Annotated in this window: 21 protein-coding genes and 1 pseudogene; 16 read left to right on the top strand and 6 right to left on the bottom strand. The window is 71.7% G+C overall.

All coding sequences use genetic code 11. From position 1 onward, the window contains the following. Nucleotides 1-128 precede the first annotated feature (128 nt). Nucleotides 129-1,232: a WD40/YVTN/BNR-like repeat-containing protein gene (locus tag ACIQRL_RS28230; protein ID WP_401336806.1), complete on the top strand. Its 1,104-nt coding sequence runs from the start codon at nt 129-131 to the stop codon at nt 1,230-1,232. A 146-nt stretch (nt 1,233-1,378) separates the two neighbouring features. Here ACIQRL_RS28230 and ACIQRL_RS28225 read toward each other — a convergent pair whose 3' ends face one another. Next, nucleotides 1,379-1,675: a YciI family protein gene (locus tag ACIQRL_RS28225; RefSeq protein ID WP_401336805.1), complete on the bottom strand. Its 297-nt coding sequence runs from the start codon at nt 1,673-1,675 to the stop codon at nt 1,379-1,381. Between the two features lie 216 nt (nt 1,676-1,891). Here ACIQRL_RS28225 and ACIQRL_RS28220 point away from each other — a divergent pair, with 216 nt between their 5' ends. From ACIQRL_RS28220 to mmpA, 4 genes are all read left to right on the top strand, one after another. Beyond that, nucleotides 1,892-2,521, top strand: coding sequence for a DUF3887 domain-containing protein (locus tag ACIQRL_RS28220; protein ID WP_401336803.1), 630 nt, complete (start codon nt 1,892-1,894; stop codon nt 2,519-2,521). 21 nt (nt 2,522-2,542) lie between these two features. Further along, entirely contained in the window at nt 2,543-2,926 is a 384-nt protein-coding gene (locus ACIQRL_RS28215) for a hypothetical protein (RefSeq protein ID WP_401336801.1), read from the top strand. Between the two features lie 165 nt (nt 2,927-3,091). Beyond that, a complete protein-coding gene (locus ACIQRL_RS28210; RefSeq protein ID WP_401336800.1) occupies nt 3,092-3,781 on the top strand; it encodes an endonuclease V in 690 nt (229 codons plus the stop codon). 272 nt (nt 3,782-4,053) lie between these two features. Then, the gene (mmpA, locus tag ACIQRL_RS28205) at nt 4,054-4,200 is read left to right on the top strand and encodes a morphogenic membrane protein MmpA (RefSeq protein WP_401337045.1); all 147 of its coding nucleotides are present in this window, start codon (nt 4,054-4,056) and stop codon (nt 4,198-4,200) included. A 94-nt stretch (nt 4,201-4,294) separates the two neighbouring features. Here mmpA and ACIQRL_RS28200 read toward each other — a convergent pair whose 3' ends face one another. Further along, entirely contained in the window at nt 4,295-5,467 is a 1,173-nt protein-coding gene (locus ACIQRL_RS28200) for a saccharopine dehydrogenase family protein (protein WP_401336798.1), read from the bottom strand. A gap of 144 nt (nt 5,468-5,611) precedes the next feature. Between ACIQRL_RS28200 and ACIQRL_RS28195 the strand changes: the two genes are divergently transcribed. The 7 genes and pseudogenes from ACIQRL_RS28195 (at nt 5,612) to ACIQRL_RS28165 (ending at nt 12,569) form a co-directional block, all read left to right on the top strand. Further along, a complete protein-coding gene (locus tag ACIQRL_RS28195; protein ID WP_401336796.1) occupies nt 5,612-6,016 on the top strand; it encodes an MmcQ/YjbR family DNA-binding protein in 405 nt (134 codons plus the stop codon). Nucleotides 6,017-6,109: 93 nt separating this feature from the next. Next, nucleotides 6,110-7,246 (top strand): CaiB/BaiF CoA transferase family protein, encoded by a 1,137-nt coding sequence (locus ACIQRL_RS28190; protein ID WP_401336795.1) that lies wholly within the window; start codon nt 6,110-6,112, stop codon nt 7,244-7,246. A 121-nt stretch (nt 7,247-7,367) separates the two neighbouring features. Beyond that, a complete protein-coding gene (locus ACIQRL_RS28185; protein WP_401336793.1) occupies nt 7,368-8,510 on the top strand; it encodes an acyl-CoA dehydrogenase family protein in 1,143 nt (380 codons plus the stop codon). 21 nt (nt 8,511-8,531) lie between these two features. Continuing rightward, nucleotides 8,532-9,746, top strand: a complete 1,215-nt coding sequence (locus tag ACIQRL_RS28180) for an acetyl-CoA C-acetyltransferase (protein ID WP_401336791.1) — start codon at nt 8,532-8,534, stop codon at nt 9,744-9,746. Between the two features lie 38 nt (nt 9,747-9,784). Further along, entirely contained in the window at nt 9,785-11,977 is a 2,193-nt protein-coding gene (locus ACIQRL_RS28175; protein WP_401336789.1) for a 3-hydroxyacyl-CoA dehydrogenase NAD-binding domain-containing protein, read from the top strand. Between the two features lie 131 nt (nt 11,978-12,108). Next, nucleotides 12,109-12,216: pseudogene (locus ACIQRL_RS28170) on the top strand (hypothetical protein); the annotation flags it as partial. A 71-nt stretch (nt 12,217-12,287) separates the two neighbouring features. Continuing rightward, nucleotides 12,288-12,569 carry a hypothetical protein gene (locus ACIQRL_RS28165; RefSeq protein ID WP_401336788.1) on the top strand — a complete coding sequence of 94 codons (282 nt, stop codon included), beginning with the start codon at nt 12,288-12,290 and terminating at the stop codon, nt 12,567-12,569. Here the strand turns inward: ACIQRL_RS28165 and ACIQRL_RS28160 are convergent. Both ACIQRL_RS28160 and ACIQRL_RS28155 read right to left on the bottom strand, forming a co-directional pair. Further along, on the bottom strand, nt 12,556-13,254 hold the full coding sequence (locus tag ACIQRL_RS28160) for a MerR family transcriptional regulator (RefSeq protein WP_401336786.1): 699 nt from the start codon (nt 13,252-13,254) through the stop codon (nt 12,556-12,558). The two genes, ACIQRL_RS28165 and ACIQRL_RS28160, sit on opposite strands and share 14 nt — an antisense overlap. 289 nt (nt 13,255-13,543) lie before the next feature. Next, a complete protein-coding gene (locus ACIQRL_RS28155) occupies nt 13,544-15,475 on the bottom strand; it encodes an N-acetylmuramoyl-L-alanine amidase (RefSeq protein WP_401337043.1) in 1,932 nt (643 codons plus the stop codon). A gap of 577 nt (nt 15,476-16,052) precedes the next feature. Here ACIQRL_RS28155 and ACIQRL_RS28150 point away from each other — a divergent pair. Continuing rightward, nucleotides 16,053-16,976, top strand: a complete 924-nt coding sequence (locus ACIQRL_RS28150) for an adenosine kinase (protein WP_401336784.1) — start codon at nt 16,053-16,055, stop codon at nt 16,974-16,976. A gap of 226 nt (nt 16,977-17,202) precedes the next feature. On the opposite strand, the gene ACIQRL_RS28145 is transcribed toward ACIQRL_RS28150, so the two are convergent. Then, a complete protein-coding gene (locus tag ACIQRL_RS28145; RefSeq protein WP_401336783.1) occupies nt 17,203-18,702 on the bottom strand; it encodes a M1 family metallopeptidase in 1,500 nt (499 codons plus the stop codon). Nucleotides 18,703-18,884: 182 nt separating this feature from the next. On the opposite strand from ACIQRL_RS28145, the gene ACIQRL_RS28140 reads away from it, so the two are divergent. Next, a complete protein-coding gene (locus tag ACIQRL_RS28140; RefSeq protein ID WP_401336781.1) occupies nt 18,885-20,852 on the top strand; it encodes a Xaa-Pro dipeptidyl-peptidase in 1,968 nt (655 codons plus the stop codon). Nucleotides 20,853-20,870: 18 nt separating this feature from the next. On the opposite strand, the gene ACIQRL_RS28135 is transcribed toward ACIQRL_RS28140, so the two are convergent. Continuing rightward, nucleotides 20,871-21,833, bottom strand: a complete 963-nt coding sequence (locus tag ACIQRL_RS28135) for an FAD-dependent oxidoreductase (protein WP_401336780.1) — start codon at nt 21,831-21,833, stop codon at nt 20,871-20,873. Between the two features lie 66 nt (nt 21,834-21,899). On the opposite strand from ACIQRL_RS28135, the gene ACIQRL_RS28130 reads away from it, so the two are divergent. Next, the gene (locus ACIQRL_RS28130) at nt 21,900-22,919 is read left to right on the top strand and encodes an oxidoreductase (RefSeq protein WP_401336778.1); all 1,020 of its coding nucleotides are present in this window, start codon (nt 21,900-21,902) and stop codon (nt 22,917-22,919) included. Between the two features lie 112 nt (nt 22,920-23,031). Then, on the top strand, nt 23,032-24,672 hold the full coding sequence (locus ACIQRL_RS28125; RefSeq protein WP_401336776.1) for an ABC-F family ATP-binding cassette domain-containing protein: 1,641 nt from the start codon (nt 23,032-23,034) through the stop codon (nt 24,670-24,672). The last annotated feature ends 65 nt before the right edge of the window (nt 24,673-24,737 follow it).

The raw sequence follows: 24,737 nt of genomic DNA, 5'->3' as shown, positions 1-24,737 counted from the left end.
CCCCGACCGTGGTGATCCCTTTCCGTTCCGCACTCACCCGACACCGAAGAGGACACCCGGGCGGCGCCCGAGGTTCCCGAGGGAGGCCATATAGACGCCATCGGGGGAGTGGACTAGCTTCGCCCGCCATGAGGGGCTTGGGGAAGACGAGACGTACGAGCCGGACGATCGGCGTGGGACTGGGGGCGGCAGCGCTCGCCGCGGCACTCGCGGTGGCGGCACCCGCACAGGCGCGCGACGCGGCGCGCGACGCGGCCCGGACCCCGCACTGGGCGCTCAAGAACAGCGGTACGGACGTACGGCTGCGGGGCCTTTCGGCCGTCAACGGGGACACCGCGTGGGTGGCCGGCTCGAAGGGCACCGTGCTGCGCACCACAGACGGCGGCGCGCGCTGGCGGAACGTGTCGCCGGCCGGGGCCGCGGACCTGGAGTTCCGTGACATCGAGGCGTTCGACGCGCGGCGCGCGGTGGTCCTGGCCATCGGCGAGGGCGAGGCGTCCCGCGTCTACCGGACCGAGGACGGCGGCGCCACCTGGAGCGAATCGTTCCGCAACACCGACCCCAAGGCCTTCTACGACTGCCTCACCTTCCTAGACCGGCGGCACGGCCTGGCGGTGAGCGACCCGGTGGACGGCAGGTTCCGCATCCTGTCGACCAGCGACGCCGGCCGCTCCTGGAAGGTGCTGCCCGGCGACGGGATGCCCGCCGCTCAGGACGGCGAGGCGGGCTTCGCCGCGAGCGGCCAGTGCCTGGTGGGTTCGGGGCCCCGCGATGTGTGGCTGGCCACGGGAGGGGGCGCGCACGCGCGCGTGCTGCACTCCGCGGACCGCGGACTGACCTGGACCGCCGCCGACACGCCGATACCCGCGGGAGATCCGGCGCGCGGTGTCTTCGCCCTCGCCTTCCGCGACCGCGTCCACGGTCTCGCGGTGGGCGGCGACTACCGTGCCGACCAGGCCTCACCGCAGGCCGCGGCGGTCAGCCGCGACGGCGGCCGCACCTGGACGACCGCGGACCGGCCCCCGCCCGCCTACCGCTCCGGCGTCACCTGGCTTCCGCACAGCCGCACCGCCGCCCTCGCGGTCGGTCCCACGGGCACCGACCTGACGACCGACGCCGGCCGCACCTGGCGCACCCTCGACACCGGCTCGTACGACACGGTGGACTGCACCCCGGACCTGGGCTGCTGGGCCTCCGGCGAGAAGGGGCGGGTCGCCCGGCTGGAACGCTGAGCCGTGCGCAGGCCCTCCCGGGCACGCCGTCGGCCGTTCCGCCGTGCCCGGTCGGTGCCCGGGTTCTGTCCGGCGTACCGTCGAGGGCCCCCGGGGAGCGACACGGAACGGCTCCGGCGGGTGCTCGGCCGGGGCGGGCGAGCGCCTCAGCCGAGCGGTTCGCGGTACCGTTCGAGGCCGGGTGCCGTCTTCGTCGCGACGAACTCGGTGACGCGATACGCGCACACGCCGGCCGTGACGAACGGGTCGCCCGCGGCGATCTCCTCGATCCGCGCCCGGTCGTCCGCGACGGCCAGGATCACGCCTCCGTCGCGTGGGTCCTTGCGCCCCGAGGCGAGGAAGTGCCCGGCGGCGTACTGCTCGTCGAGCCAGGCGACATGGGCCTCCAGGACGGCGTCGACGGCTTCGAGCGGCGCGGTGTAGGTGAGCTCCAGTACGAACATGATCGCGAGCCTACCGCCGGCCCGCCGACCGGTTTCCGCGTCCCTTGGTGCGGGTTCGGCGTCCTGTCCGGGGCGAGGATTCGATCTCCGGGGGACCAGGACTCGATGTCCGGCGGACGAGGGCTCACGCTCCGGCAAGCGAGGACTCACCCTCCGGCAGACGGGGCTGTAAAGGCATCCTTGACGTGCCTCGTCGTGTAAAGGCATCCTTTACATGTGACCGATTCCTCGCCGTCCCTCGCCGCCGCGTGCGCCCTGCTCGCCGAGCGGGCGTCGGCCCTGGCCGCCTCTCTGGGCAGCCCGTTGACCCCGCCGGCCTACCTCGACCTGGTCGGCCGCGCCCAGAACATCGACGCGCTCGGGGAACAGGTGCTCAAGCTGTGCGTCCAGCAGTCCCGCGACGCCGGCCACACCTGGCAGGAGATCGGGGACCTGCTCGGAGTCACCCGTCAGGCCGCCTTCCAGCGGTTCGGCAAGCCCATCGACCCTCGCACCGGAGAACCCATGGACAAGACAGTGCACATGACCGACGCCGCGGAACGCGCCCTCGCGATCGTCACGGCCGTCCTCGAAGACCGCATGGACGACGCCCGTCCGTCGTTCAACGCGCAGGTCCTGGAGGCGTTCACCGACAAGGTCCGGGCCGACGGCCTGGCCACGGTCGCCGGACTCGTCGGCGCGTTCGAGGGATTCGCGCAGGGCGAGCCGTTCGTCCGGCGCGTCGGCGACCACACCGTCGTCGACATCCCCCTGAACTACGAGGCCGGTGACATGAAGGCCCGGGTCGCGTTCGACGCCGAGGAGAAGGTGGCCGGAATCTTCGTCCTCCCGCCCGAAGTCCCCTGACGTGACCGTCCGTTCCCGTCCATGCCCGTCCGTTTCCCGGCCCACGGTGACCACCAGGAGATGCAGTTGAGCCACGAGAGCGCGACTCCGTACGACGACGGGGTGATCCGCTGCGACGAGCAGGGCCTCACCGTCCGCCGCTACTACCCCTGGGGGGCGAAGAGGATCCCCTACACCTCGATCAGAGGGGTCACCACGCTTCCCCTGACCGGCGCGAACTCGGTCCGGAAGTGGCGTATTTGGGGGTCGGGTGACCTGGTCCACTGGTGGAACCTCGATCCGCGGCGCCCCGGGAAGGACATGGCGCTCGTGATGGATCTGGGACGCCATGTGCGTCCCACGATCACTCCGGACGACCCGGACGCCGTGCGGCGCATTCTCGCCGAGCGCGTCGCCGGCGGATGACCGGGACAGCCGGCGGGCACGCTCGGGCCCGGCCGGTTCCGGCTTGAACCGGCCCCCGCCCGACTCCGTCGCGGGCCCCGGTGAGGTGAGACCGCGGGCCCCGGTGAGGTGAGCCGCAGACCCCACCGCCGGGGATGTCCGTCACTCGCCTAGGCTCGTTCCATCATGACGACCGTGAGGATTCCCGCGGGCTGGCCCGCCACCGAGGAGCAAGCCCGCGTCGTGCAGGACGAGTTGCGCGAACGCGTGGTGCTCGACGAACCGGGCCCGCCGCCCGGCACCGGCCTGGTCACGGGCGTCGACGTCGCCTACGACGACGAGCGGGACGTCGTGGTCGCGGCGGCCGTCGTCCTCGACGCGGCGACCCTCGACGTCGTGGCGGAGGCCACCGCGGCCGGCCGGGTCTCCTTCCCGTACGTCCCCGGACTGCTCGCCTTCCGCGAGATCCCGACCGTGCTGGCCGCGCTGGACGCCCTGCCCTGCCCGCCCGGCCTGGTCGTCTGTGACGGGTACGGACTCGCCCACCCGCGCCGCTTCGGCCTCGCCAGTCACCTCGGCGTCCTCACCGGGCTCCCCACGATCGGCGTCGCCAAGAACCCGTTCGCCTTCACCTACGAGGAGCCGGGCGTCCGGCGCGGCAGCGCGGCACCGCTGCTCGCCGGCACCGACGAGGTGGGCCGAGCACTGCGCACCCAGCACGGGATCAAGCCCGTGTTCGTGTCCGTCGGCCACCGGGTGGACCTCGACAACGCCTGCGCGCACACCCTCGCGCTCACCCCGAAATACCGTCTGCCGGAATCCACCCGGCGCGCGGACGCCCTGTGCAGACGGGCTCTCCAGGAGGCAACTGCCTGACGTCTTCGGACGGTTGGCCGGCCCGGCGTCCCTCACCCGCCGGCCGCCCGGCCGTCCCGTACGCGCCGACCGCCCGATGTCTCCCACGAGTCGGTCCGACCGGCGTCCCTCACGTGCCGGTCCGACCGGCGTCCCTCACGTGCCGGCCCGCCCGACGCCCTCACGCGCCGGGCCGCCTGATGTCTCCCACGCGTCGGCCGGCACGGTCTGAGTACGTGTTCTGAGTACTCGTACGGATGTATGAAGCCGCGATGATCGGCAAGCTGATCCGTATGACGACGCACCGTGCCCCGAAGCCCGCCGCTGACCCCGCTCGGCCCGCCGGACGCGCCGTGACGGCCGCACTGGTCCTCGCCGTTCCGGCCGGACTCGCCTGGATGGGCGGGATGATCTACACGGTCATGGCCTGGGCGTCGTGAGGGTCACCCGACCCTCACGCCCGCGTCGCACCCACCGGAGTACCCGGCCCCCGGCCCTTCGGGGTTCTTCCGGGTCCCACCGGACTTCCCGGCCCTACCGGACCGCCGCCACCCGGAAGGTGATCCCCGCCGCGCCGAGCCGTTCCAGCAGCGCGTCGCCCATCGCCACCACCGGTGTGACCTGACCGGACGTCTTCGGCAGCTCGTCGAGGGCCAGGGACAGCGCGGACTCCGCGAGCATCTTCGCGGTCTCGTCGTAGCCGGGGTCGCCGCCCGAGACCTCGGTGAACACGCGCTTGCCGCCGCCCTCGCCCACGAAGCGCACCGAGAACCAGCTCTTCGCACGGCGTGCGGCGCTCGGCCCCTCGCCCGGCTTGATCCGGTCGGACAACCAGCGGCGCGCGGGCGGGAGCTGGGCGGCGGCGAAGACCGCGCTCACTCCGGCGACCCCGCCGAGGGCGATGGGCAGCCGCTCGACGGCCGCGTAGTGGCGGTAGCGGAAGTCCGGCCCGTACCGCGCCAGGGCCCGCGCCGAGCGCTGCACGACCTGGGCGTCGATCGTGGGCAGCGGCAGGGCCCACGCCCCGACCTCCGCGGCGAACCGCGGCGCGCCCAGCGGTGCCGTGACCCGCCGCCCCATCAGGCGCGGTTCGTGGTGCCCGCGCTCCCGCGCCGCGGCCAGCATGTGCCGGCCCCGGGCGAACTGGTTGAGCGCGGAGGCGAAGGTGCCGCCCGAGAACATCGCCTGGGAGCGCACGAATCCGTCCACCCGCAGCGGCACGTCCTCCGGGAGCTGCCGCACGGTGAAGTAGGCACCCAGGTCGTGCGGGATGGAGTCGAAGCCGCAGGCGTGCACGAGCCGCGCGCCCGTCTCCCGCGCGCGGGCGTCGTGCCGGACGTACATCAGGTCCACGAACTCGGGCTCGCCGGTCAGGTCCAGGTAGTCGGTCCCGGCATCCGCGCAGGCGGCCACCAGGTCCTCCCCGTAGGTGATGTACGGCCCGACCGTCGTGGCCACCACGCGCGCGTGTCGGGCGAGTTCGCGTACCGATTCCGGGTCCGTCACATCCGCCCGCAGTACACCGGGCGCGCCGCCGAGCCGCTCCCGCAGCCGTTCCAGCTTCTCCGCGCTGCGCCCGGCGATCGCCCACCGGAGTCCCTCGGGCGCGTGGGCGGCCAGGTACTCCGCGGTGAGTTCCCCGACGAACCCCGTGGCTCCGAAGAGCACGATGTCGTACGCGCGGTCCGACTCGATCAGCCTGCTCATGACACCCTCCGCACTGTCGGCTGCGCTCGATCGTGCGGTGCCCGCCCGCCACGTCGTGCGCGAAGCGCCGTTGTCGGTGGCTGAGGCTAGCGTGAGGTACGAACAGTCGGACGACGAGGTCGCACGAACAGGCCGGAGGCAGCCGTGGCCGTGTCGAAAAACGCGCTGAAAAAGTGGCAGAAGGTGCGCGAGTACGCGCTCGGCCTGCCCGGCGCCACGGAGGAGTTCCCCTGGGGCGAGACCGTCGCGAAGGTCAACAAGAAGGTCTTCGTCTTCCTCGGCCTCGACGACGGCAGCCATCCCCTGGGCATCACGGTGAAGATCAAGGACGAGGCGGCCCACGCCCACGCGCTCACCTCCCCCGGCGCCGAGCCCGCCGGATACGGCCTGGGCAAGGCCGGCTGGGTCCGCATACCCCTGGAGGAGCAAGGGGCTCCCGCTGCGGAGCTGCTGTGCGACTGGGTCGAGGAGAGCTACCGCGTCATAGCGCCCAAGAAGCTGATCGCGGAGCTGGACCGACCGGCGCCGAGGCCGGAACCGCGAATTTAACTAAGCGCTTGCTCGCCAGGGTCTTGCCCGGAGTGGAACACGTTCTTAACATCACTGATGTCACATCAGTGGTGTCACAGTGCTGGGGGCTTGATGACAGTGGCAGGAACACCGGGACACGGCCCCCTCGCCGGGGTGCGCGTGGTCGAACTGGCGGGCATCGGCCCCGGCCCGTTCGCCGCCATGCTGCTCGCCGACCTCGGAGCGGACGTCGTCCGGGTGGACCGGCCCGGCGGCCCCGGGATCGGGGTCGACCCGGCCTACGACACCACCAACCGCAACAAGCGGTCCGTGATCATCGACCTGAAGTCCGAGGACGGCCCGGCCCGCGTTCTCGACCTGGCCGAACGCGCCGACATCCTGATCGAGGGCTACCGCCCCGGCGTCGCCGAGCGGCTCGGCGTCGGCCCCGAGGCCTGCCGTGCCCGCAACCCGAGGCTCGTCTACGGCCGCATGACCGGGTGGGGCCAGGAAGGCCCCCTCGCCCACCGGGCCGGACACGACATCGCCTACATCGCGCTGACCGGCACCCTCGGCATGATCGGCGAGCCGGACGAGCCGCCGTCGGTCCCCGCGAACCTCCTCGGCGACTACGCGGGCGGCTCCCTCTATCTCGTCGTCGGCGTCCTCGCCGCCCTCCACCACGCGCGCGCGACCGGCGCCGGGCAGGTCGTCGACGCGGCCATCGTCGACGGCACCGCGCACCTCTCCACGATGATCCACGGCATGATGGCCGCGGGCGCCTGGCAGGACCGGCGCCGCGCCAACCTCCTCGACGGCGGCTGCCCCTACTACGGGACCTACGAGACCGCGGACGGCCGGCACATGGCGGTGGGCCCGCTGGAGCAGCACTTCTACGACGAGTTCGTGGAACTGCTCGGCATCCCCGAACTCGGCCCCGCCCGCAGGGACCCGGCCCGCTGGGAGGAGCTGCGCGAGGGCGTCGCCGCCCGCTTCAGGACCCGTACGAGAGACGAGTGGACCGCCGTCTTCGAGGGCTCGGACGCCTGCGTGGCGCCGGTCCTGTCGCTCCGCGAGGCCCCGGCACACCCGCACCTCGCCGCCCGCGGCACCTTCGTGGACCACGGCGGCATCACCCAGCCGGCCCCCGCGCCGCGCTTCTCGGCCACCCCCACCTCGGTCCGCGGCGGACCCGCCCAGCCGGGCGTCGACACCGCGGACGTGGCCCGTGACTGGGACGTACCCCGGCTGACGAAGGACGGCGGCTGATGGAGCCCACCCGACCGCCCGTCCCCGGCGCGGACCAGGCGCCCGTACGCGCCCTCGCGATCCCCGGGAGCCGCCCGCTGCCAGGGTTCCCCCGTATGACCTCCAGGAAGGCGTTTCCCGCATGAAGCGGCAGATCTTCACCGCCGAGCACGACGCGTTCCGCGAGACCGTGCGCACCTTCCTCGCCAAGGAGGTGCTGCCGCACTACGAGCAGTGGGAGAAGGACGGCATCGTCTCGCGCGAGGCGTGGCGGGCGGCCGGCAGGCAGGGCCTCCTCGGACTCGCCGTGCCCGAGGAGTACGGGGGCGGGGGCACCACCGACTTCCGCTACAGCGCCGTACTCGCCGAGGAGTTCACCCGCGCGGGAGCGGCGGGTCTCGCCCTCGGACTGCACAACGACATCATCGGGCCGTATCTGACGGACCTCTCCACCGAGGAGCAGAAGCGGCGCTGGCTGCCGGGCTTCTGCGACGGCACGGTCATCACGGCGATCGCCATGACCGAACCCGGCGCCGGATCCGACCTCCAGGGCATCGCCACCCACGCCGAGGACAAGGGCGACCACTTCCTGCTCAACGGCTCCAAGACCTTCATCTCCAACGGCATCCTCGCCGACCTGGTGATCGTCGTCGCGAAGACCACCCCCGAAGGCGGCGCGCACGGGCTGTCGCTGCTCGTCGTCGAGCGCGGCACGGAGGGCTTCGAGCGCGGCCGCAACCTCGACAAGATCGGCCAGAAGGCCCAGGACACGGCCGAGTTGTTCTTCCACGACGTGCGCGTGCCCAAGGAGAACCTGCTCGGCGAGCTGAACGGCGCGTTCGTCCACCTGATGACGAACCTCGCACAGGAGCGCATGGGCATCGCGGTGGCCGGGATCGCCGCCGCCGAACACCTGCTGGAGATCACCACGGAGTACGTGAAGGAGCGCGAGGCCTTCGGGCGGCCGCTCGCCAGACTCCAGCACATCCGCTTCGAGATAGCCGAGATGGCCACCGAGTGCGCCGTCACCCGCACCTTCCTCGACCGCTGCATCGTCGACCACGCGAACGGCGAACTCGACGCGGTGCACGCCTCGATGGCCAAGTGGTGGGCCACCGAACTGCAGAAGCGGGTGGCCGACCGGTGCCTCCAACTGCACGGCGGCTACGGCTATATGACGGAGTACCGGGTCGCACGGGCCTTCACCGACGGACGCATCCAGACCATCTACGGCGGGACGACCGAGATCATGAAGGAGATCATCGGCCGTTCCCTGCTCGGCTAACCCTCCCCGAAAGGCTGACCAGTGAGCACCGAAGCGTACGTGTACGACGCGATCCGCACCCCGCGCGGTCGCGGCAAGCAGAACGGCGCCCTGCACGGAACCAAGCCCATCGACCTGGTCGTCGGGCTCATCCACGAGGTGCAGCGGCGCCTCCCGGGCCTCGACCCGGCCGCCATCGACGACATCGTGCTCGGCGTCGTCGGCCCGGTCGGCGACCAGGGCTCCGACATCGCCCGTATCTCGGCGATCGCCGCCGGACTGCCCGACACCGTGGCCGGCGTCCAGGAGAACCGCTTCTGTGCCTCGGGCCTGGAAGCCGTCAACCTGGCCGCGATGAAGATCCGTTCGGGCTGGGAGGACCTGGTGCTCGCGGGCGGCGTCGAGTCGATGTCGCGGGTGCCGATGGCCTCGGACGGCGGCGCGTGGTTCGCGGACCCGATGACCAACCTGGCCACCAACTTCGTGCCGCAGGGCATCGGCGCCGACCTCATCGCCACCATCGAGGGCTTCTCCCGCCGCGATGTCGACGAGTACGCGGCCCTCTCCCAGGAGCGCGCCGCCGCCGCCGTCAAGGACGGCCGCTTCGAGAAGTCCGTCGTCCCCGTCAAGGACCGCAGTGGCCTCACGGTCCTCGACCACGACGAGTTCCTGCGCCCCGGCACCACCGCCGACTCGCTCGCCAGGCTGAAGCCGTCCTTCGCCGACATCGGCGAACTGGGCGGCTTCGACGCCGTGGCGCTGCAGAAGTACCACTGGGTCGAGCAGATCGACCACGTCCACCACGCGGGCAACTCCTCCGGGATCGTGGACGGCGCCTCGCTGGTCGCCATCGGTTCCAAAGAGGTCGGCGAGCGCTACGGCCTCACCCCGCGCGCGCGGATCGTCTCCGCGGCCGTCTCCGGGTCCGAGCCCACCATCATGCTCACCGGGCCCGCGCCCGCGACCCGCAAGGCGCTCGCCAAGGCCGGCCTGACCATCGACGACATCGACCTCGTCGAGATCAACGAGGCCTTCGCGGCCGTCGTCCTGCGCTTCGTGAAGGACATGGGCCTGTCGCTGGACAAGGTCAACGTCAACGGCGGCGCCATCGCCCTCGGCCACCCCCTCGGCGCCACCGGCGCGATGATCCTCGGCACCCTCGTCGACGAACTGGAGCGCCAGGACAAGCGGTACGGCCTCGCCACCCTGTGCGTGGGCGGCGGCATGGGCATCGCCACGATCGTCGAGCGCGTCTGACCTCCCCAACGGATCAAGGATCTACGGAGCATCCCCTGATGAGCACTGAGCCCACCACCATCCGCTGGGAACAGGACGAGACCGGCGTCGTCACCCTCGTCCTCGACGACCCCAACCAGTCCGCGAACACCATGAACCAGGCCTTCAAGGACTCGATCGCGGCGGTCGCCGAGCGCGCCGAGGCCGAGAAGGACTCCGTCCGCGGCATCATCTACACCTCCGCCAAGAAGACCTTCTTCGCGGGCGGCGACCTCAAGGACATGATCCAGGCGGGTCCCGAGGACGCCCAGCAGGTCTTCGAGGAAAGCACCGCCATCAAGTCCTCGCTGCGCCGCATCGAGACTCTCGGCAAGCCGGTCGTCGCCGCGATCAACGGCGCGGCCCTCGGCGGCGGTTACGAGATCGCCCTCGCCTCCCACCACCGGGTCGCCCTCGACGCGCCCGGCTCCAAGATCGGCCTGCCCGAGGTCACCCTCGGCCTGCTGCCCGGCGGTGGCGGTGTCACCCGCACGGTCCGCCTCATGGGCATCGCGGACGCCCTCCTGAAGGTGCTGCTCCAGGGCACCCAGTACGCGCCGCGGCGGGCCCTGGAGAACGGTCTCGTCCACGAAGTGGCCGCCACCCCCGAGGAGATGCTCGCCAAGGCCCGCGCCTTCATCGACGCGAACCCGGAGTCGAGGCAGCCCTGGGACGTCCCCGGCTACAGGATCCCCGGCGGCACCCCCTCGAACCCGAAGTTCGCCGCCAACCTTCCGGCCTTCCCGGCGAGCCTGCGCAAGCAGCTCGGCGGCGCGCCCTACCCGGCCCCGCGCAACATCCTCGCCGCCGCCGTCGAGGGCTCCCAGGTCGACTTCGAGACCGCGCTGGTCATCGAGGCCCGCTACTTCACCGAGCTGGTCACCGGTCAGACGTCGAAGAACATGGTCCAGGCGTTCTTCTTCGACCTCCAGGCCGTCAACTCCGGCGCCAACCGCCCCCAGGGCATCGAGCCGCGCCCGGTCCGCAGGGTCGCCGTCCTCGGCGCCGGGATGATGGGCGCGGGCATCGCGTACTCCTGCGCCCGCGCGGGCATCGACGTCGTCCTCAAGGACGTCTCCGCCGACGCGGCGGCCAAGGGCAGGGCGTACTCCGAGAAGCTCTGCGCCAAGGCCGTGTCCCGGGGACGTACGACCCAGGAGAAGGCCGACGAGCTGCTCGCCCGCATCACGCCCACCGCCGACCCGAACGACCTCGCGGGCTGTGACGCCGTCATCGAGGCCGTCTTCGAGGACACCGCGCTCAAGCAGAAGGTGTTCCAGGAGATCCAGGGCATCGTCGAGCCCGACGCCCTGCTCTGCTCCAACACCTCGACGCTGCCGATCACCGCGCTCGCCGAGGGCGTGGAGCGGCAGGAGGACTTCATCGGCCTCCACTTCTTCTCCCCGGTCGACAAGATGCCGCTGGTCGAGATCATCAAGGGCGAGCGCACCGGCGACGAGGCACTGGCCCGTGCCTTCGACCTCGTACGGCAGATCAAGAAGACCCCGATCGTGGTCAACGACTCGCGCGGCTTCTTCACCTCCCGGGTCATCGGGCACTTCATCAACGAGGGCGTCGCGATGGTCGGCGAGGGCATCGAGCCCGCCTCCGTCGAGCAGGCCGCCGCCCAGGCCGGCTACCCGGCCAAGGTGCTCTCCCTCATGGACGAGCTCACGCTCACCCTGCCGCGCAAGATCCGCAAGGAGTCCAAGCAGGCCGTCGAGGAGGCGGGCGGCACCTGGGAGACCCACCCCGCGGAGGCCGTCATCGACCGCATGGTCGACGAGTTCGGGCGCCCCGGCCGCAGCGGCGGCGCGGGCTTCTACGAGTACGCGGAGGACGGCAAGCGCGGCAGGCTGTGGCCGGGACTGCGCGAGCACTTCACGAAGGCGGGCTACGAGATCCCGTTCGAGGACATGAAGGAGCGCATGCTCTTCTCCGAGGCGCTGGACACCGTCCGGCTCCTGGAGGAAGGCGTCCTGACCTCCGTCGCCGACGCCAACATCGGGTCCATCCTCGGCATCGGCTTCCCGGGCTGGACCGGCGGTGTCCTGCAGTACATCAACGGCTACGAGGGCGCGACGGGTACCGGACCGGCCGCGTTCGTGGCCCGCGCGCGGGAGCTCGCCGAGCGCTACGGGGACCGTTTCCTCCCGCCGGCGCTGCTCGTCGAGAAGGCGGAGAAGGGCGAGCGGTTCACCGACGCGTCCTGACCGGGCCACACCACGCCAGGGCCCACGTCACGGGGTGACGTGTCGCCGAGTGGTATGAGGGGCTTGCTCCACGGGGGCGGGCACCGGACGCCGACCGGCGAACCGGTACCCGTCCACGCCGAGGAGCCCCCATGGGTCGCCGTCCCGCCCTCGCTCTGCTGGACATCCTGCGCGGCGAGGGCGTGGACCGCGTCTTCGGCAACCCCGGCACCACCGAACTGACCTTTCTGGCCGCCCTCGCGGAGGCCGAGGACGCACCGGAGTACATCCTCGGCACCCACGAGGGCGCCGCCATCTCCAGCAGGACCCGATGCGGTCGGGCGACCTCGTCGCGCCTGCCCGCCCCGCCGTCAAAGCGGCCGTCGACGTCCAGCACGCCCGTGACCTGCCCCTCGCCGTGCGCCGCGCCCTCGCCGTACGGCCGCCCGTCGGCCCGGTGTTCCTGTCCGTGCCGATGGACCTGCTCGCCGAGGACACCGAGGTCGAGGTCCCGCCCCGCACACCGACGCCCCGCGCGGCCCCGGCCGCCGGCCTCGACCACGCCGCCGCTCGGGCCGCGGGGGCGGGCCGGCCCGGGATCAGGACTCCTTGAGCCACTCCCGCAGTTCGTCCTTCAGGGAGCGCTGGAACGCGGTCAGCAGCGCCTGGACGACCAGCGGCTGCATGTGCGCCGACAGCGACTTCACCGCCGCCACGGACTCCCGTTCGCCCACGGCGTCGCGCAACAGGAGGGACAGTTCGTGGGCCGCCGCGCGCGAGTGCTCCAGCAGGACGGCCCGCGCGGCGAGGATCGCCTCGTCCGCGATCGGTACGTCCAGGAGCTCCACGCCGAGCTTCAGCAGCCCGGGGTCCAGCCGGACGGAGTCCCCCGTCCGCTCGATGACGTTCATCGCGGCGAGCCGCTCCAGGTCCGCGTCGCCGAGCGCCCGCCCGGCCCGCCGCTCCAGTTCCTCCCGGGTCACGTCCTCCATCGCGTCGGGCGCCCAGGAGGCCACCACGGCGCGGTGGATGGCGAGGTCGTGCGCGCTCAGTCCGGGCGGCAGCCGCGTCAGATGGCGCTCGATCGCGGCCAGTGTCATGCCCTGGTGCTGCAACTCCTCGATGAGCGCGAGCCGGGCCAGATGCTCCTGGCTGTAGTGGCCCACGCGCCGGGGGCCGATCACGGGCGGCGGCAGCAGGCCCCTGGCGCTGTAGAAACGGACCGTACGGACCGTGACGCCCGCCCGCGCGGCCAGCTCGTCGACCGTGAGGGTCGGCTCCTCGGTGTCCGTCGTCATGGCAGGTACCCGCCTCTCGCGTCGTGCGGCGCACGCCCATGGTGACCGGTGACGGTGCGGTGCAACAGTATTGCTGTCCCACCAGTGTTGTGAAAGCCTCCGCCCGGGACCGGCGCCGAACAGTTCTGTGCCCGGCACGTCAGAAGACGTGCCGGGCACGGGTGCGGCGGGCGGCCGGCTTCACGGCCTTCCCGCACGGACGCGTTCTCTTCGAGCGCTCGCGACCTGATCGACGCGATCAGGTGCGACGGTCATCCGTCGGGTCGGTGTGATGAGCCGGAGCCCGTGGTCACACGCCTGTCGCCGCCACATCCGCGGAGTAGACGAGCGCGACCCGGTGGTTGTACTGGATGGTGTACATCTGCTTGGCGCCGATGACGACCGCCCCGGAGGTGAAGTAGTCGTCGGTGTTGGCCGGCGGCCGGGTGGCGACGTACGCCTGACCGGCGGGAACCGTGTAGTAGCTGATCGCTGCCTGCGTGGAGGGAGACAGCCCGGCCGGGTACTCCGCCCGGTCGGGATAGCTGGAGCCGTAGACCGCCACCGGCGTGGTGCCCGCGGCGGAGACCAGCGTCACGTCGTGCGCGGGAGTCGTGTTGATGCCGTCCGGGTTGTAGAACCAGACCATGGCACCGCTGTACCAGATGGCGGTCCAGTCGCCGTCGACGCCGGCCACCACGAACTGCTGTCCCGCCTGGGCGGTGGACCCCCAGTCGCTGATCCGGTCGGTGCCGTCTCCGCCCTGGTGAACGGCCTGGTCGCCGAAGAGCGGGGCGGTGTCGGCGGGCGCGGTACGCAGGAAGACGAAGTTGGAGGACTGCTGCTGCCGGGCGCAGGCGGGAGTGGCGCCGGTGGGGTCGTCGCCGGGGCAGATCTCCACGGTCTGCTGGTTCCCGGTGAAGCCGGGGGTGATCGTCACCGCCGAACCGACCGGCCCGACCCCGTGCTCCCCCGTCACCGGAGCGCCGAGCAGGCTCATCAGGTGCTCCCAGTCCCAGGAAGTGCCCGGGTCCCAGTGCATACCCGCGACGAGACTGGACTTGGGGCCGGCGACATTGTCGTGGCCGATGATGTGCTCACGGTCCAGCGGTATGCCGAAGCGGTCCGAGAGGTAACGCACCAGGGACGCCGTGGCCTCGTACTGCGCCTCGGTGTACCAGGTGCCTCCGTGCGCGGCGTAACCCTCGTGCTCGATGCCGATGGAGTGCAGGTTCGTCGAGTAGTTGCCGGCGTGGAAGGCGATGTCCTTGGTCGGCACCATCTGCGTCACCGCGCCGTCCGAGGACCGCATCACATAGTGCGCGGCACTGCCGCTCGCGCTCTGGAACGTCGCGATGGCGGACTCGTACGACGACTCGGTGTCATGGATGACGATGGTGTCGATCCTGATGCCGTTGTCGGGCCGGCTGGAGACCTGGCCGTTGGCCGACGCGGCCGGCACGAACGTGCACGAGACCTCGGGCGGGCACTCGGTCGCCGCGGACGCCGTGGTGCCGGTCAGGGAGAGCCTGCTCAACTGCCCGGTGGCGACGCGGACCTTGCTGTCCGCGCCCATCGACACCCGCTGGCCGTCGGGGGTGATGCGCGCGGCCCCGGTCCTGATGGTGGCGAAGACGCGGTCGGCGAACGCCCTGGCGCCCCGCTTCTGCGACGAGCCGCTGTAGCGGGCCACCGCCCCGTACCACTGGCCGGCGTCCGAGGGCCGGCCGCCGGACACGGCCTGCTGGTAGGAGGCCAGAAGCGCGGCACCGCCCGCGATGTTGGCGGCAGAGTCCTCGCGCAGGTCGGCGACGGTCAGGCCGGTGAGCCTCGCAGCGGCCCGCAGGGTGTGCAAGGAGGGGTCCTTCGCCATCGCGCCGAGATCCGCCCGCCCCACCGCCCCGGCCGGACCGCTGGCCAGCATCGCGGGCGTGACGTCGGTGAGGTGCATCGGGCCGTAGCCGCCACTGGTGCTCATCCGGCCGGAGTGGGCGTCCCACGCCGACTCCTGGTACGCCACGGCGAGCAACACCTCGACGGGGACGTGGTACTTGGCGGCGGCGGCCGCGAAGGCGTGCTGCCGCGCGCTCGGTCCGGACGGTACGGCCGCGGTGGCCTGTGCGGCCGTCGGCACCAGGGCGGTCAGGGCTCCCGCGGTCAGCGCGCCCGCCGCCGCTAAACCGATCAGCCGCTGCCGTGACACCCGCTTGCGGGAAGCGTTGTCCGTTGCCTTCTTCGTTATCACGTGTTTTCTTACTCCAGGACAACCGGGAAGGAACAGTCGGCTTTGGGTATTTGTCGGAAGACGGAGCCGATGTCGCTTCGAGGTGAAAATTAGGGCGCATTCGGTTGCTGATGAGATGCGCTGGAACCCTATGTTCGGCGAGCTTCGCTGCGCAAGGCGCCTTTCCCGGCGGCGCGTTGCGGCCGCGGACGGAATGCGCCGCCCTGGACGAGTTGGGCCCCCGGGCAGCGTATGCTCGGGTTTCCCGCGGAGTCCGGCTTCTCCTGTGAGGGCGGGGGTTCAATGCGACTCCCCGTTCTTTGTCACTTCCACGACGCAGAATATGAGCTTTCCACCGGCCCACCGCCAGCCACATCCCATTCCGCCTTCTGTGGACATGAAGTCGACGACCGTCATGTTCCGTCAGGCACGGTGGACCGAGACATGGTCAACCTCGTGGGCCAGTGCGCGGACATGCACCCGCGGCCGATGTCGACCGGTCGGCGCGGCAAGCGACTTGCGGAAGTCTCTGCAACTCCTTGCCGTGATCGTCGGCGCCTGCTTGACTCGCTGCTCGCGTCCGAGAGGGAGAGTCATGAGCCGCGACATCGACGTCCTCGTCCTGGGCGGTGCGGGGGTGGACACCATCGTCCAGGTCCCCGAACTGCCGCTTCCCTACGCCGACAGCTACATGATCCGCCCCGGTATCGAGAGCCGGGCCGGGCAGACCGGTGACTTCGTCGCGCTGGGCCTGCACGCCCTCGGCCTGCGCACGCACCACCTCGATCTGCTCGGCGACGATCCCGAGGGCGACCTCGTACGAGCCCTGCACCGCGACCGGGGCATCCCGCTCACCGAGGTCCCCCAGCCCGCCGGAACCAAGCGCGCCGTCAATCTCGTCGGCCCCGACGGACGCAGGCTGTCCCTGTACGACGACAGCCGCTCGCGCGAAGCGGACCGGCTGCCCGAGAAGACGGTACGGGACCTGGCCTCGGCGAGCCGTCACGCGCATGTGTCCATCACCCACCCGTGCGCCTTCGCCCTGCCGGCCCTCCGGGAGTCCGGGGTGACGCTCTCGACCGACCTGCACAACTGGGACGGCGAGAATCCGTACCACGAACCGTTCGCGTTCGCCGCCGACATCGTGTTCGTCTCCACCACCGCACTCGCCGACCCCGAGCGCACCATGCGGCGGATCGTGGAACGGGGCCGGGCCGAGGTGGTCGTCGCCACGGCCGGCGCCGAGGGCGCGTACCTGCTGGCCGACGGCGAGCTGACCCACATCCCGGCGGTCGAGCCCCGTACGCCCGTGGTCGACTCGAACGGCGCCGGGGACTCCTTCGCCGCGGGCTTCCTCTACGGCCGTCTGACCGGCGAGCCCCTGGGGCGCTGCGCCCTGTACGGCGCGGTGGCCGGCGCCTACGCCTGCACCGTTCCCGCCACCCGGGCGGACGCCATCGGCCGCGACGAACTCCTTTCCCAGGTAGCCGAGTCGGAAGAGATTCCAAGCCGCCACTGACCTACCACCCAGCCACCCTCGGCGCGCGCCGGTGTCGCAGGCATCGCCGGTACAACGGCCGTCGCCTGCCCGCCGGTTGCTCGTGGCTGACGCCAACCCGCCCTCGGCGCGCGGGCGGCGTCCGGGCCGCCGCCCGCTCCCCGGCGGGGCCCGCCCGTCCCCGACGGGGGAGGGCGGGCCGGGGGCGGGCGACGACGGAGACCCCGTCGGGCGGGCGGCCGGTGCCTCAGCCGGAGTGGACCGCGTCAGTGGCGGCGATCTTCTTCCACGACTTCGGCCTGGCCACGGCGCCCTTCGAAGACGAGGCGGGGGCGAGTCCCGCGCTCCGCGCGGCGGGCGCCGCCGGCTTCGACGGCTGGAACAGCCAGGTGTCGAAGAGCGCCGCGAGCGACGTGCCGGACACCTGCTCCGCGTACTTCTGGAAGTCGCCGACCGACGCGTTCCCGTACGCGTGCTCCTTCGGCCACCCCTTCAGGATGGTGAAGAAGGTGTCGTCCCCGACCTGGTTGCGCAGCGCCTGCACCGCCAGCGCGCCCCGGTCGTAGACGGCGATGTCGAACTGGTTGTCCGGTCCCGGGTCGCCGGGCGCCACCGTCCAGAAGGAGTCGTCCGCCGGGTGTGAGGCGTACGTGTAGTCCGCCAGCTCCTGCGTCGTGCCCTCGCCCTCGTGCTCCGACCACAGCCACTGCGCGTAGCGCGCGAAGCCCTCGTTGATCCAGATGTCCTTCCAGCCCTTGAGGGACACGTCGTCGCCGTACCACTGGTGCGCCAACTCGTGTACGACCACGGAGGTGTTGGAGCCGTTCGCGAACTGCCGGGGGCTGTAGTACACCCGGGTCTGGGTCTCCAGCGCGTACCCGGTGGTGGTGTTGGGGACGTACCCGCCGGCGGAGCTGAAGGGATACGGCCCGAAGTAGCCGCTCAGCCAGTCGACCAGCTCTCCCGTGCGCTCGACGCTGGCGCGCGCCGCTCCGTCGTTGTCGCCGAGGTCCTTGCTGTACGCGTTGACGACCGGGACACCGCCCTCGGACGTGCTGGTCGTGATGTCGAACTTCCCGACCGCCAGCGTGGTCAGATAGGTGGCCTGCGGCTTGTTGGACCGCCAGTTGTAGCGGGTCCAGCCGAGGCGTGAACTCGTCGACTGCAGTGTGCCGTTGGAGATCGCCTGGGTGCCGTCCGGAACGGCCACGGACACGTCGTACGTCGCTTTGTCGAGCGGGTGGTCGTTGCTCGGGTACCACCACCAGGCCGACTCGGGCTCGTCCGCCGCGACCGCCCCGTCCGGGGTGCGGTGCCAGGTCGAGAAGCCGTAGGCGCTCTTCGTGGACGGCACTCCGCTGTAGCGGACGACGACGGTGACCGGCGTGCCCTTGGCCAGGGGCGTGGCCGGCGTGATCTCCAGCTCGTGCTGACCCGAGGTGGCGAACGACGCCTTCGCGCCATTGACCCGGACCTCGCTCACGTCGAGCAGGAAGTCCAGATCGAACCGGGACAGGTCCTGCGTGGTGGTCGCCAGGAGGGTGGCCGTGCCCTCCAGTTCGTCCGTCCGCGGCTGGTACGTGAGCCGCAGGTCGTAGTGCGAGACGTCGTATCCGCCGTTGCCGTAGGCCGGGTAGTAGGGGTCGCCGATGCCCGGTGCTCCCGGTGTGTAACTTGCCGCCGATGCCGGGATCGCCAGCAGTAAGGAGGCGGCGAGGGCGCCCGGGGCGATGAGTCTGCGGTGCACGTCAAGCTCCAAGTCGTCGGGGCGTGAAGTCGTTCCGGAGCCTATTCAGTCCCGGTGGCCCCAGTCATGTCCACGGCCACCCCTGTCACACGATCGCCATTCGGCCGACATGAGTCATCCAGCCCCATGGGTCTTTCATCTGCCCTCTGTCGCACGGGAGTTGACCGGGGTACCTTCCGCGCATGCCGATACCAGTACGCCGCACGCGCTTCATGACCTGGAGATCGCTCGCGACGGCGGCCGTTGCCGCTCTGATGGCCGCCTTCCTCGTTCCGGTCGCCGCACACGGCGCCCCACGGGAGAGCGCCCCGGTCTATTCGTACGAGAACGCGATCCGTGAGTCCGTCTGGGTCGACACCGGTCTCGACGGTGACAGCGACGGAAGGAGCGACAGGGTCGCCGTCGACATCGTCCGGCCCCGCGAACTCGCCCGGCAGGGCCGCAAGGTCCCCGTGATCATGGACGCTAGCCCGTACTACTCCTGCTGCGGGCGCGGCAACGAGAGCCAGGTCAAGACGTACGACGCGAACGGCCACGTCGTCCAGATGCCGCTGTTCTACGACAACTACTTCGTGCCGCGCGGTTACGCCTTCGTCGGCGTCGACCTCGCCGGTACCAACCGCTCCGACGGCTGCGTCGACGTGGGCGGCCGCTCCGACATCCAGTCCGCCAAAGCGGTCGTCGACTGGCTGAACGGCCGCGCCAGGGGCTACACAACCCGTACCGGCGCCGCCACGGCGAGGGCCGGCTGGACCAACGGCAGAACCGGCATGATCGGCAAGAGCTGGGACGGCACCATCGCCAACGGCGTCGCCGCCACCGGCGTCAAGGGCCTGAGGACCGTCGTGCCGATCAGCGCCATCTCCTCCTGGTACGACTACTACTTCGCCAAGGGCGCCCCGCTCTACGACTCGGGCCCCGACTGGCTGTCCGGCTACGTCGACAGCCCCGACGCCCAGGCAAAGTGCGCTGCCGTGCAGCGGAAGCTGGTCGACGGGGCACCGCGCACCGGCGACTGGACGTCGCTGTGGACCGAGCGCGACTACGTCAAGGACGCGGCGAAGGTGAAGGCCAGCGTCTTCCTCGTCCACGGCATGCAGGACCTCAACGTCCGCACCAAGAACTTCGGCCAGTGGTGGGACGCCCTCGCCAAGCACGGTGTCGAGCGCAAGATCTGGCTCTCCCAGACCGGCCATGTCGACCCCTTCGACTTCCGCCGTGCCGCCTGGGTCGACACCCTGCACCGCTGGTTCGACCACGAACTCCTCGGCTACGACAACGGCATCGACCACGAGCCCATGGCCGACATCGAACGCCACCCGGACCAGTGGACCACCTCCGCCGTCTGGCCGCCCCGCACCACCCGCGCCACGATCCTGCGTCCGGGCGCGGGCGCGCTGCCGGGCGTCGGCACCCTCGGACTCCGCGGCGCGTCCGGAACGGAGACCTTCACCGACGACCCGAAGCTCAGCGAGACCGACTGGGCCGCGAACGTCGACCGGCCGACCCCGGACAAGGCCGGCTTCACCACCGGGCCGCTCACCCACGACCTGCGGATCTCCGGCTCCTCCAGGGTGACCGTCACCGCCACGCCGACCACCTCGACGGCCCATCTCTCGGCCGTACTCGTCGACCTCGGCCCGGACACCATCCGTGACTACGCCGGCTCCGGCGAGGGCATCGCCACCCTCGCCGACCGCACCTGCTGGGGCGCGAGCACGGCCGGCGACAGTTCCTGCTACCAGGTGACCGAGGCGGCCAGGACCGACGTCGACTACACGGTCCTCAGCCGCGGCTGGGCCGACCTCGGCGACTACGCCTCGGACCACGGCGTCCCGCTCACGCCGGGCACGGCGTACACCATCACGCTGGACCTGGCGGCCACGGACCATGTCGTCCCGAAGGGCCACCGCCTCGCGCTGATCGTCGCGGGCACCGACAAGGATCTGATCGACCCGCCCTCCAGCACCCCGACCCTGGCCCTCGACCTGGCGCGCACCTCGGCCCGCGTCCCGCTGGTGGGCGGTGCCGACGCCTTCTCCCGGGCGATCGCGGGCTCCACGGCGGCCCCGGCCGCAGCCGTCCTGGACGGCGTACGCGACCCCCGCAGCGCGCTCCGCGTCCCGGGGGAGAACCCACTGATCCCCTGACGGAGGTTCAGCCGGAGTTCAGACGGAGGCGGTCGGACCCACGAGTTCGGCCGCCTCCCGGGCGCAGCCCCAGGCCACGGTGACCCCGGCACCTCCGTGCCCGTAGTTGTGCACCAACAGCCGTCCGTCCGGAAGGACTTCGCGCTCCAGACGGACCGTGTCGCGTACCGGCCGCAGTCCCACCCGGTGGCCGAGCACGCGCGCCCCGGCGATCTCGGGGCGCAGCGCCGCGCACCGCTCGACGATCTCCGCCGCCACCTTCGGGTCGGGAACCCGCGACCAGTCGTCGTCGTCCGTGGTGCCGCCGAGGACCAGCCGGTCCGGCTGCGGGAAGACGTACGTGGTCGTCCCGGCCGCCGGGTCCGTGGAGACGAGCCACTCACGGATCCCGGGGTTCTCGACGAGCACGAGCTGCCCGCGTACGGGCCGTACGGCCGGATCCGGAACGAGATCGCGGGCCCCGAGGCCGGCGCAGTTCACGACGACCGCCGCCTTCGGCTCCGCGAGGTCCGTCACCGTCCGCTCCTCGACCGTCCCGCCCGCCCGCAGCAGCCGTTCACACAGCCACCGCAGATGCACGGGCATGTCGATCAACGGCAGCCGCGCCCGCAACCCGGTCCCCGGGTACTCCTCGGCCGTCGCCTCGCGCAGTCCGGGTACCCGGTCCGCCCACGACCGCAGTTCGTCCAGCCGCGTCTCGCCCATGACTCCCTCGACCAGGCGTACGCCCGTCTCCTCGGGCCGCGTCGCCAGCTCCTCGTACTCGGAGAGGGAAACGAGCGCCCACGTGCGGGCGAGCGCCTTCGGCTCGATGCGGTACGGCCACCACAGCGCCCCCGCAACCGCCGAGGTGGTCCGCTCGGCGGGCTCCCGCGCCCACACCCGGACCCGCCTGCCGGCCTCGGCCAGCACCACGGCCGTCGTGAGCCCGACGACCCCGCTGCCGACCACGATCACATCGCCGCTTCCGGACTTCTCCATGCCGGGACGTTAGCGGAATATGTCATGCCGTGGTCGGATCACTCTCTGTCTGGGGATACTCACAGTATGTCTGCCGAGTACGCCACCTTCGGCCTGGCACCGGCGATGCGTGCCGGTGGAGTCCTCGCCAACGGTGACTACCAAGTACACCGGGACTTCGTCGACTTCATCGTCGACGGACGCCCGCTGCTGTTCCAGCTCTCCGACCTCGACGCGGTGTCCCCGCTCGCCTCCGACGTACCCCCCGCGATCTTCGTCGCGCAGGTGCGCGGCCTGCTCCTGGAGGCCGACGCCCCGCTCGAAGGGGGCAGGTACGTCATCTACGGCTGTCCCGAGTGCGAGAGCATCGAGTGCGGCGCCGTCACCGCACTCATCGAGAGGGACGGCGACGACTACGTCTGGCGGGACTTCGCCTGGCAGACCGGCGAACGCGCCGACCTGGAACGCAACGGCTACCACGGCATAGGGCCGTTCCGCTTCCACGGCCCCGAGTACCGCGACGCGCTGAACTCCCTGCTCGACGGTGACGCGGGCTCCCGCCGCCGCGTCCTGCTGATCGGGGCCCGGGGCGCCCTCCTGGCGAAGCCGGCCGCGGCCCTGCGTGCCGTCGGCATCGGCGCCGACATCGCCCGCGACGCCACCGGGGTGCCGGCGGACGAACTGCGCACCTACGGCGCGGTGGTGTTCGGCCGGGCCGTCCCCGAGGCGGAACGGGCCGCCGTACGGGAGTCCTTCCGGGGCGCGGGCGTCGACGTCGCCCATGTCGAGGGGCTGGCCCCGATCGTTCCGCTGCTGGTCGCCCAGATCGAGCACGCCCTGGACCGCAGCCCCCGGGAACTGCGCCGGCTGACCCGCCTCGTCGCCGCCGAGGGCGAGGCCGGAGTCGAGGTCACCTCCACCTGCCGGGTCCGGCTGACCGCGTACCGCCTGGACCGCCTGGCGCGCACCCGTGCGCACGACGTCTTCGACGGAATCCTGGAACCCGGCCACCACCTGATCCCGCTGGAGGCCAGAACGGTGAAGGGGGAGTCCTTCATCGTGGCCCGCACGTCCGGCGGCGTACTGGTGGCGGCGATGCCCCACTGAGCGACGGCCCCGCGGTCCGGGGCCCGCGGCGGACCCAGCGGTCGAGGCCTGCGCGGGCCCCGGAGAGCGGCGGCGCGGGGTGCGGCCGGGGGCCGTTAAAATCGGCTTCCTGATGACTGCCACTCTCGTCGCCAAGAATCTCACCGCCGGACACGGCGACCGCGCGCTCTTCGCCGGACTCGACCTCGTCGTCGCGCCCGGCGACGTGATCGGGCTCGTCGGCGCCAACGGCGCGGGCAAGTCCACGCTGCTGCGGCTGCTCGCGGGCCTCCTCACCCCGGAGGCGGGCGAGCTGCGGCTCTCCCCGCCGTCGGCGACCGTGGGGCACCTGCCCCAGGAGCCGGAGCGCCGGGAGGGCGAGACCGTACGGGACTTCCTCGCACGCCGTACCGGCGTCGACGAGGCCCAGCGGATCATGGACGAGGCGACACAGGCGCTCGTCGACGGAGCGCCGGGCGCGGACGACGCGTACGCCACGAGCCTGGAGCGCTGGCTCGACCTCGGCGGCGCCGACCTCGACGAACGCGCCGAGGAGGTCGCCGACTCCCTGGGCCTCGGCGTCGGTCTCGACCAGCTCATGACGTCCCTGTCCGGCGGTCAGGCGGCCCGCGCCGGACTCGCCTCCCTCCTCCTCTCCCGCTACGACGTCTTCCTGCTCGACGAGCCGACCAACGACCTCGACCTGGACGGTCTGGAGCGCCTCGAACGCTTCGTCTCCGGCCTGCGCGCCGGGACCGTCGTCGTCAGCCACGACCGCGAGTTCCTCACCCGAACGGTCACCAAGGTCCTCGAACTCGACCTGGTACAGCAGCAGATCACGCTGTACGGCGGCGGCTACGAGGCGTACCTCGAAGAGCGTGACACCGCCCGCCGGCACGCCCGCGACGACTTCGACGAGTACGCCGACAAACGGTCCGCACTCGAAGGCCGGGCCCAGATGCAACGGGGCTGGATGGACAAGGGCGTCAAGAACGCGCGGCGCAAGGCGAACAACGACAACGACAAGATCGGCCGCAAGTTCCGCAGCGAGGCCAGCGAGAAGCAGGCCGCCAAGGCCCGGCAGACGCAGCGCATGATCGAGCGGCTGGACGTCGTCGAGGAGCCCCGCAAGGAGTGGGAACTGCGCATGGAGATCGCGGCGGCCCCGCGATCGGGCGCCGTGGTCGCCACACTGCGGGACGCGGAGGTACGGCGCGGGGACTTCGCCTTCGGTCCGGCGACCCTTCAGATCGACTGGGCGGACCGGGTGGCCGTCACCGGCGCGAACGGCGCCGGCAAGTCCACCCTGCTGGGCGCGCTCCTCGGCCGGGTCCCGCTGTCCGCCGGCCACGCCACGCTCGGCTCCGGTGTGGTCGTCGGCGAGGTCGACCAGGCCCGCAAGCTCTTCCACGGCTCCGAGTCGCTGCTGGACGCGTTCGGCGCGGCCGTCCCCGACACGGAACCCGCCGAAGTCCGCACCCTGCTGGCCAAGTTCGGCCTCAAGGCGGACCACGTCCTGCGCCCGGCGGCCACCCTCTCCCCGGGAGAACGCACCCGTTCGGCGCTGGCCCTCCTCCAGGGCCGAGGCGTCAACCTGCTGGTCCTGGACGAGCCGACCAACCACCTCGACCTTCCGGCCATCGAGCAGCTCGAAGCGGCCCTGGACTCCTACGAGGGCACGCTCCTGCTGGTCACCCACGACCGCCGCATGCTGGACGCGGTCCGCACGACCCGCCGCCTGGAAGTGGCGGACGGCAAGGTGACAGAGCACTGAGCCCGGTCGGAGCACGCTGAGCCGGACCGCGGAGGGGCCGGCCGCCGATACGGCGGCCGGCCCCT

Origin of the sequence: Streptomyces sp. NPDC091209, from assembly GCF_044757755.1 — a bacterium.
In the GTDB taxonomy this organism is placed as follows: Bacteria; Actinomycetota; Actinomycetes; order Streptomycetales; family Streptomycetaceae; genus Streptomyces.
This window is presented reverse-complemented; position numbering and strand designations above follow the sequence as displayed.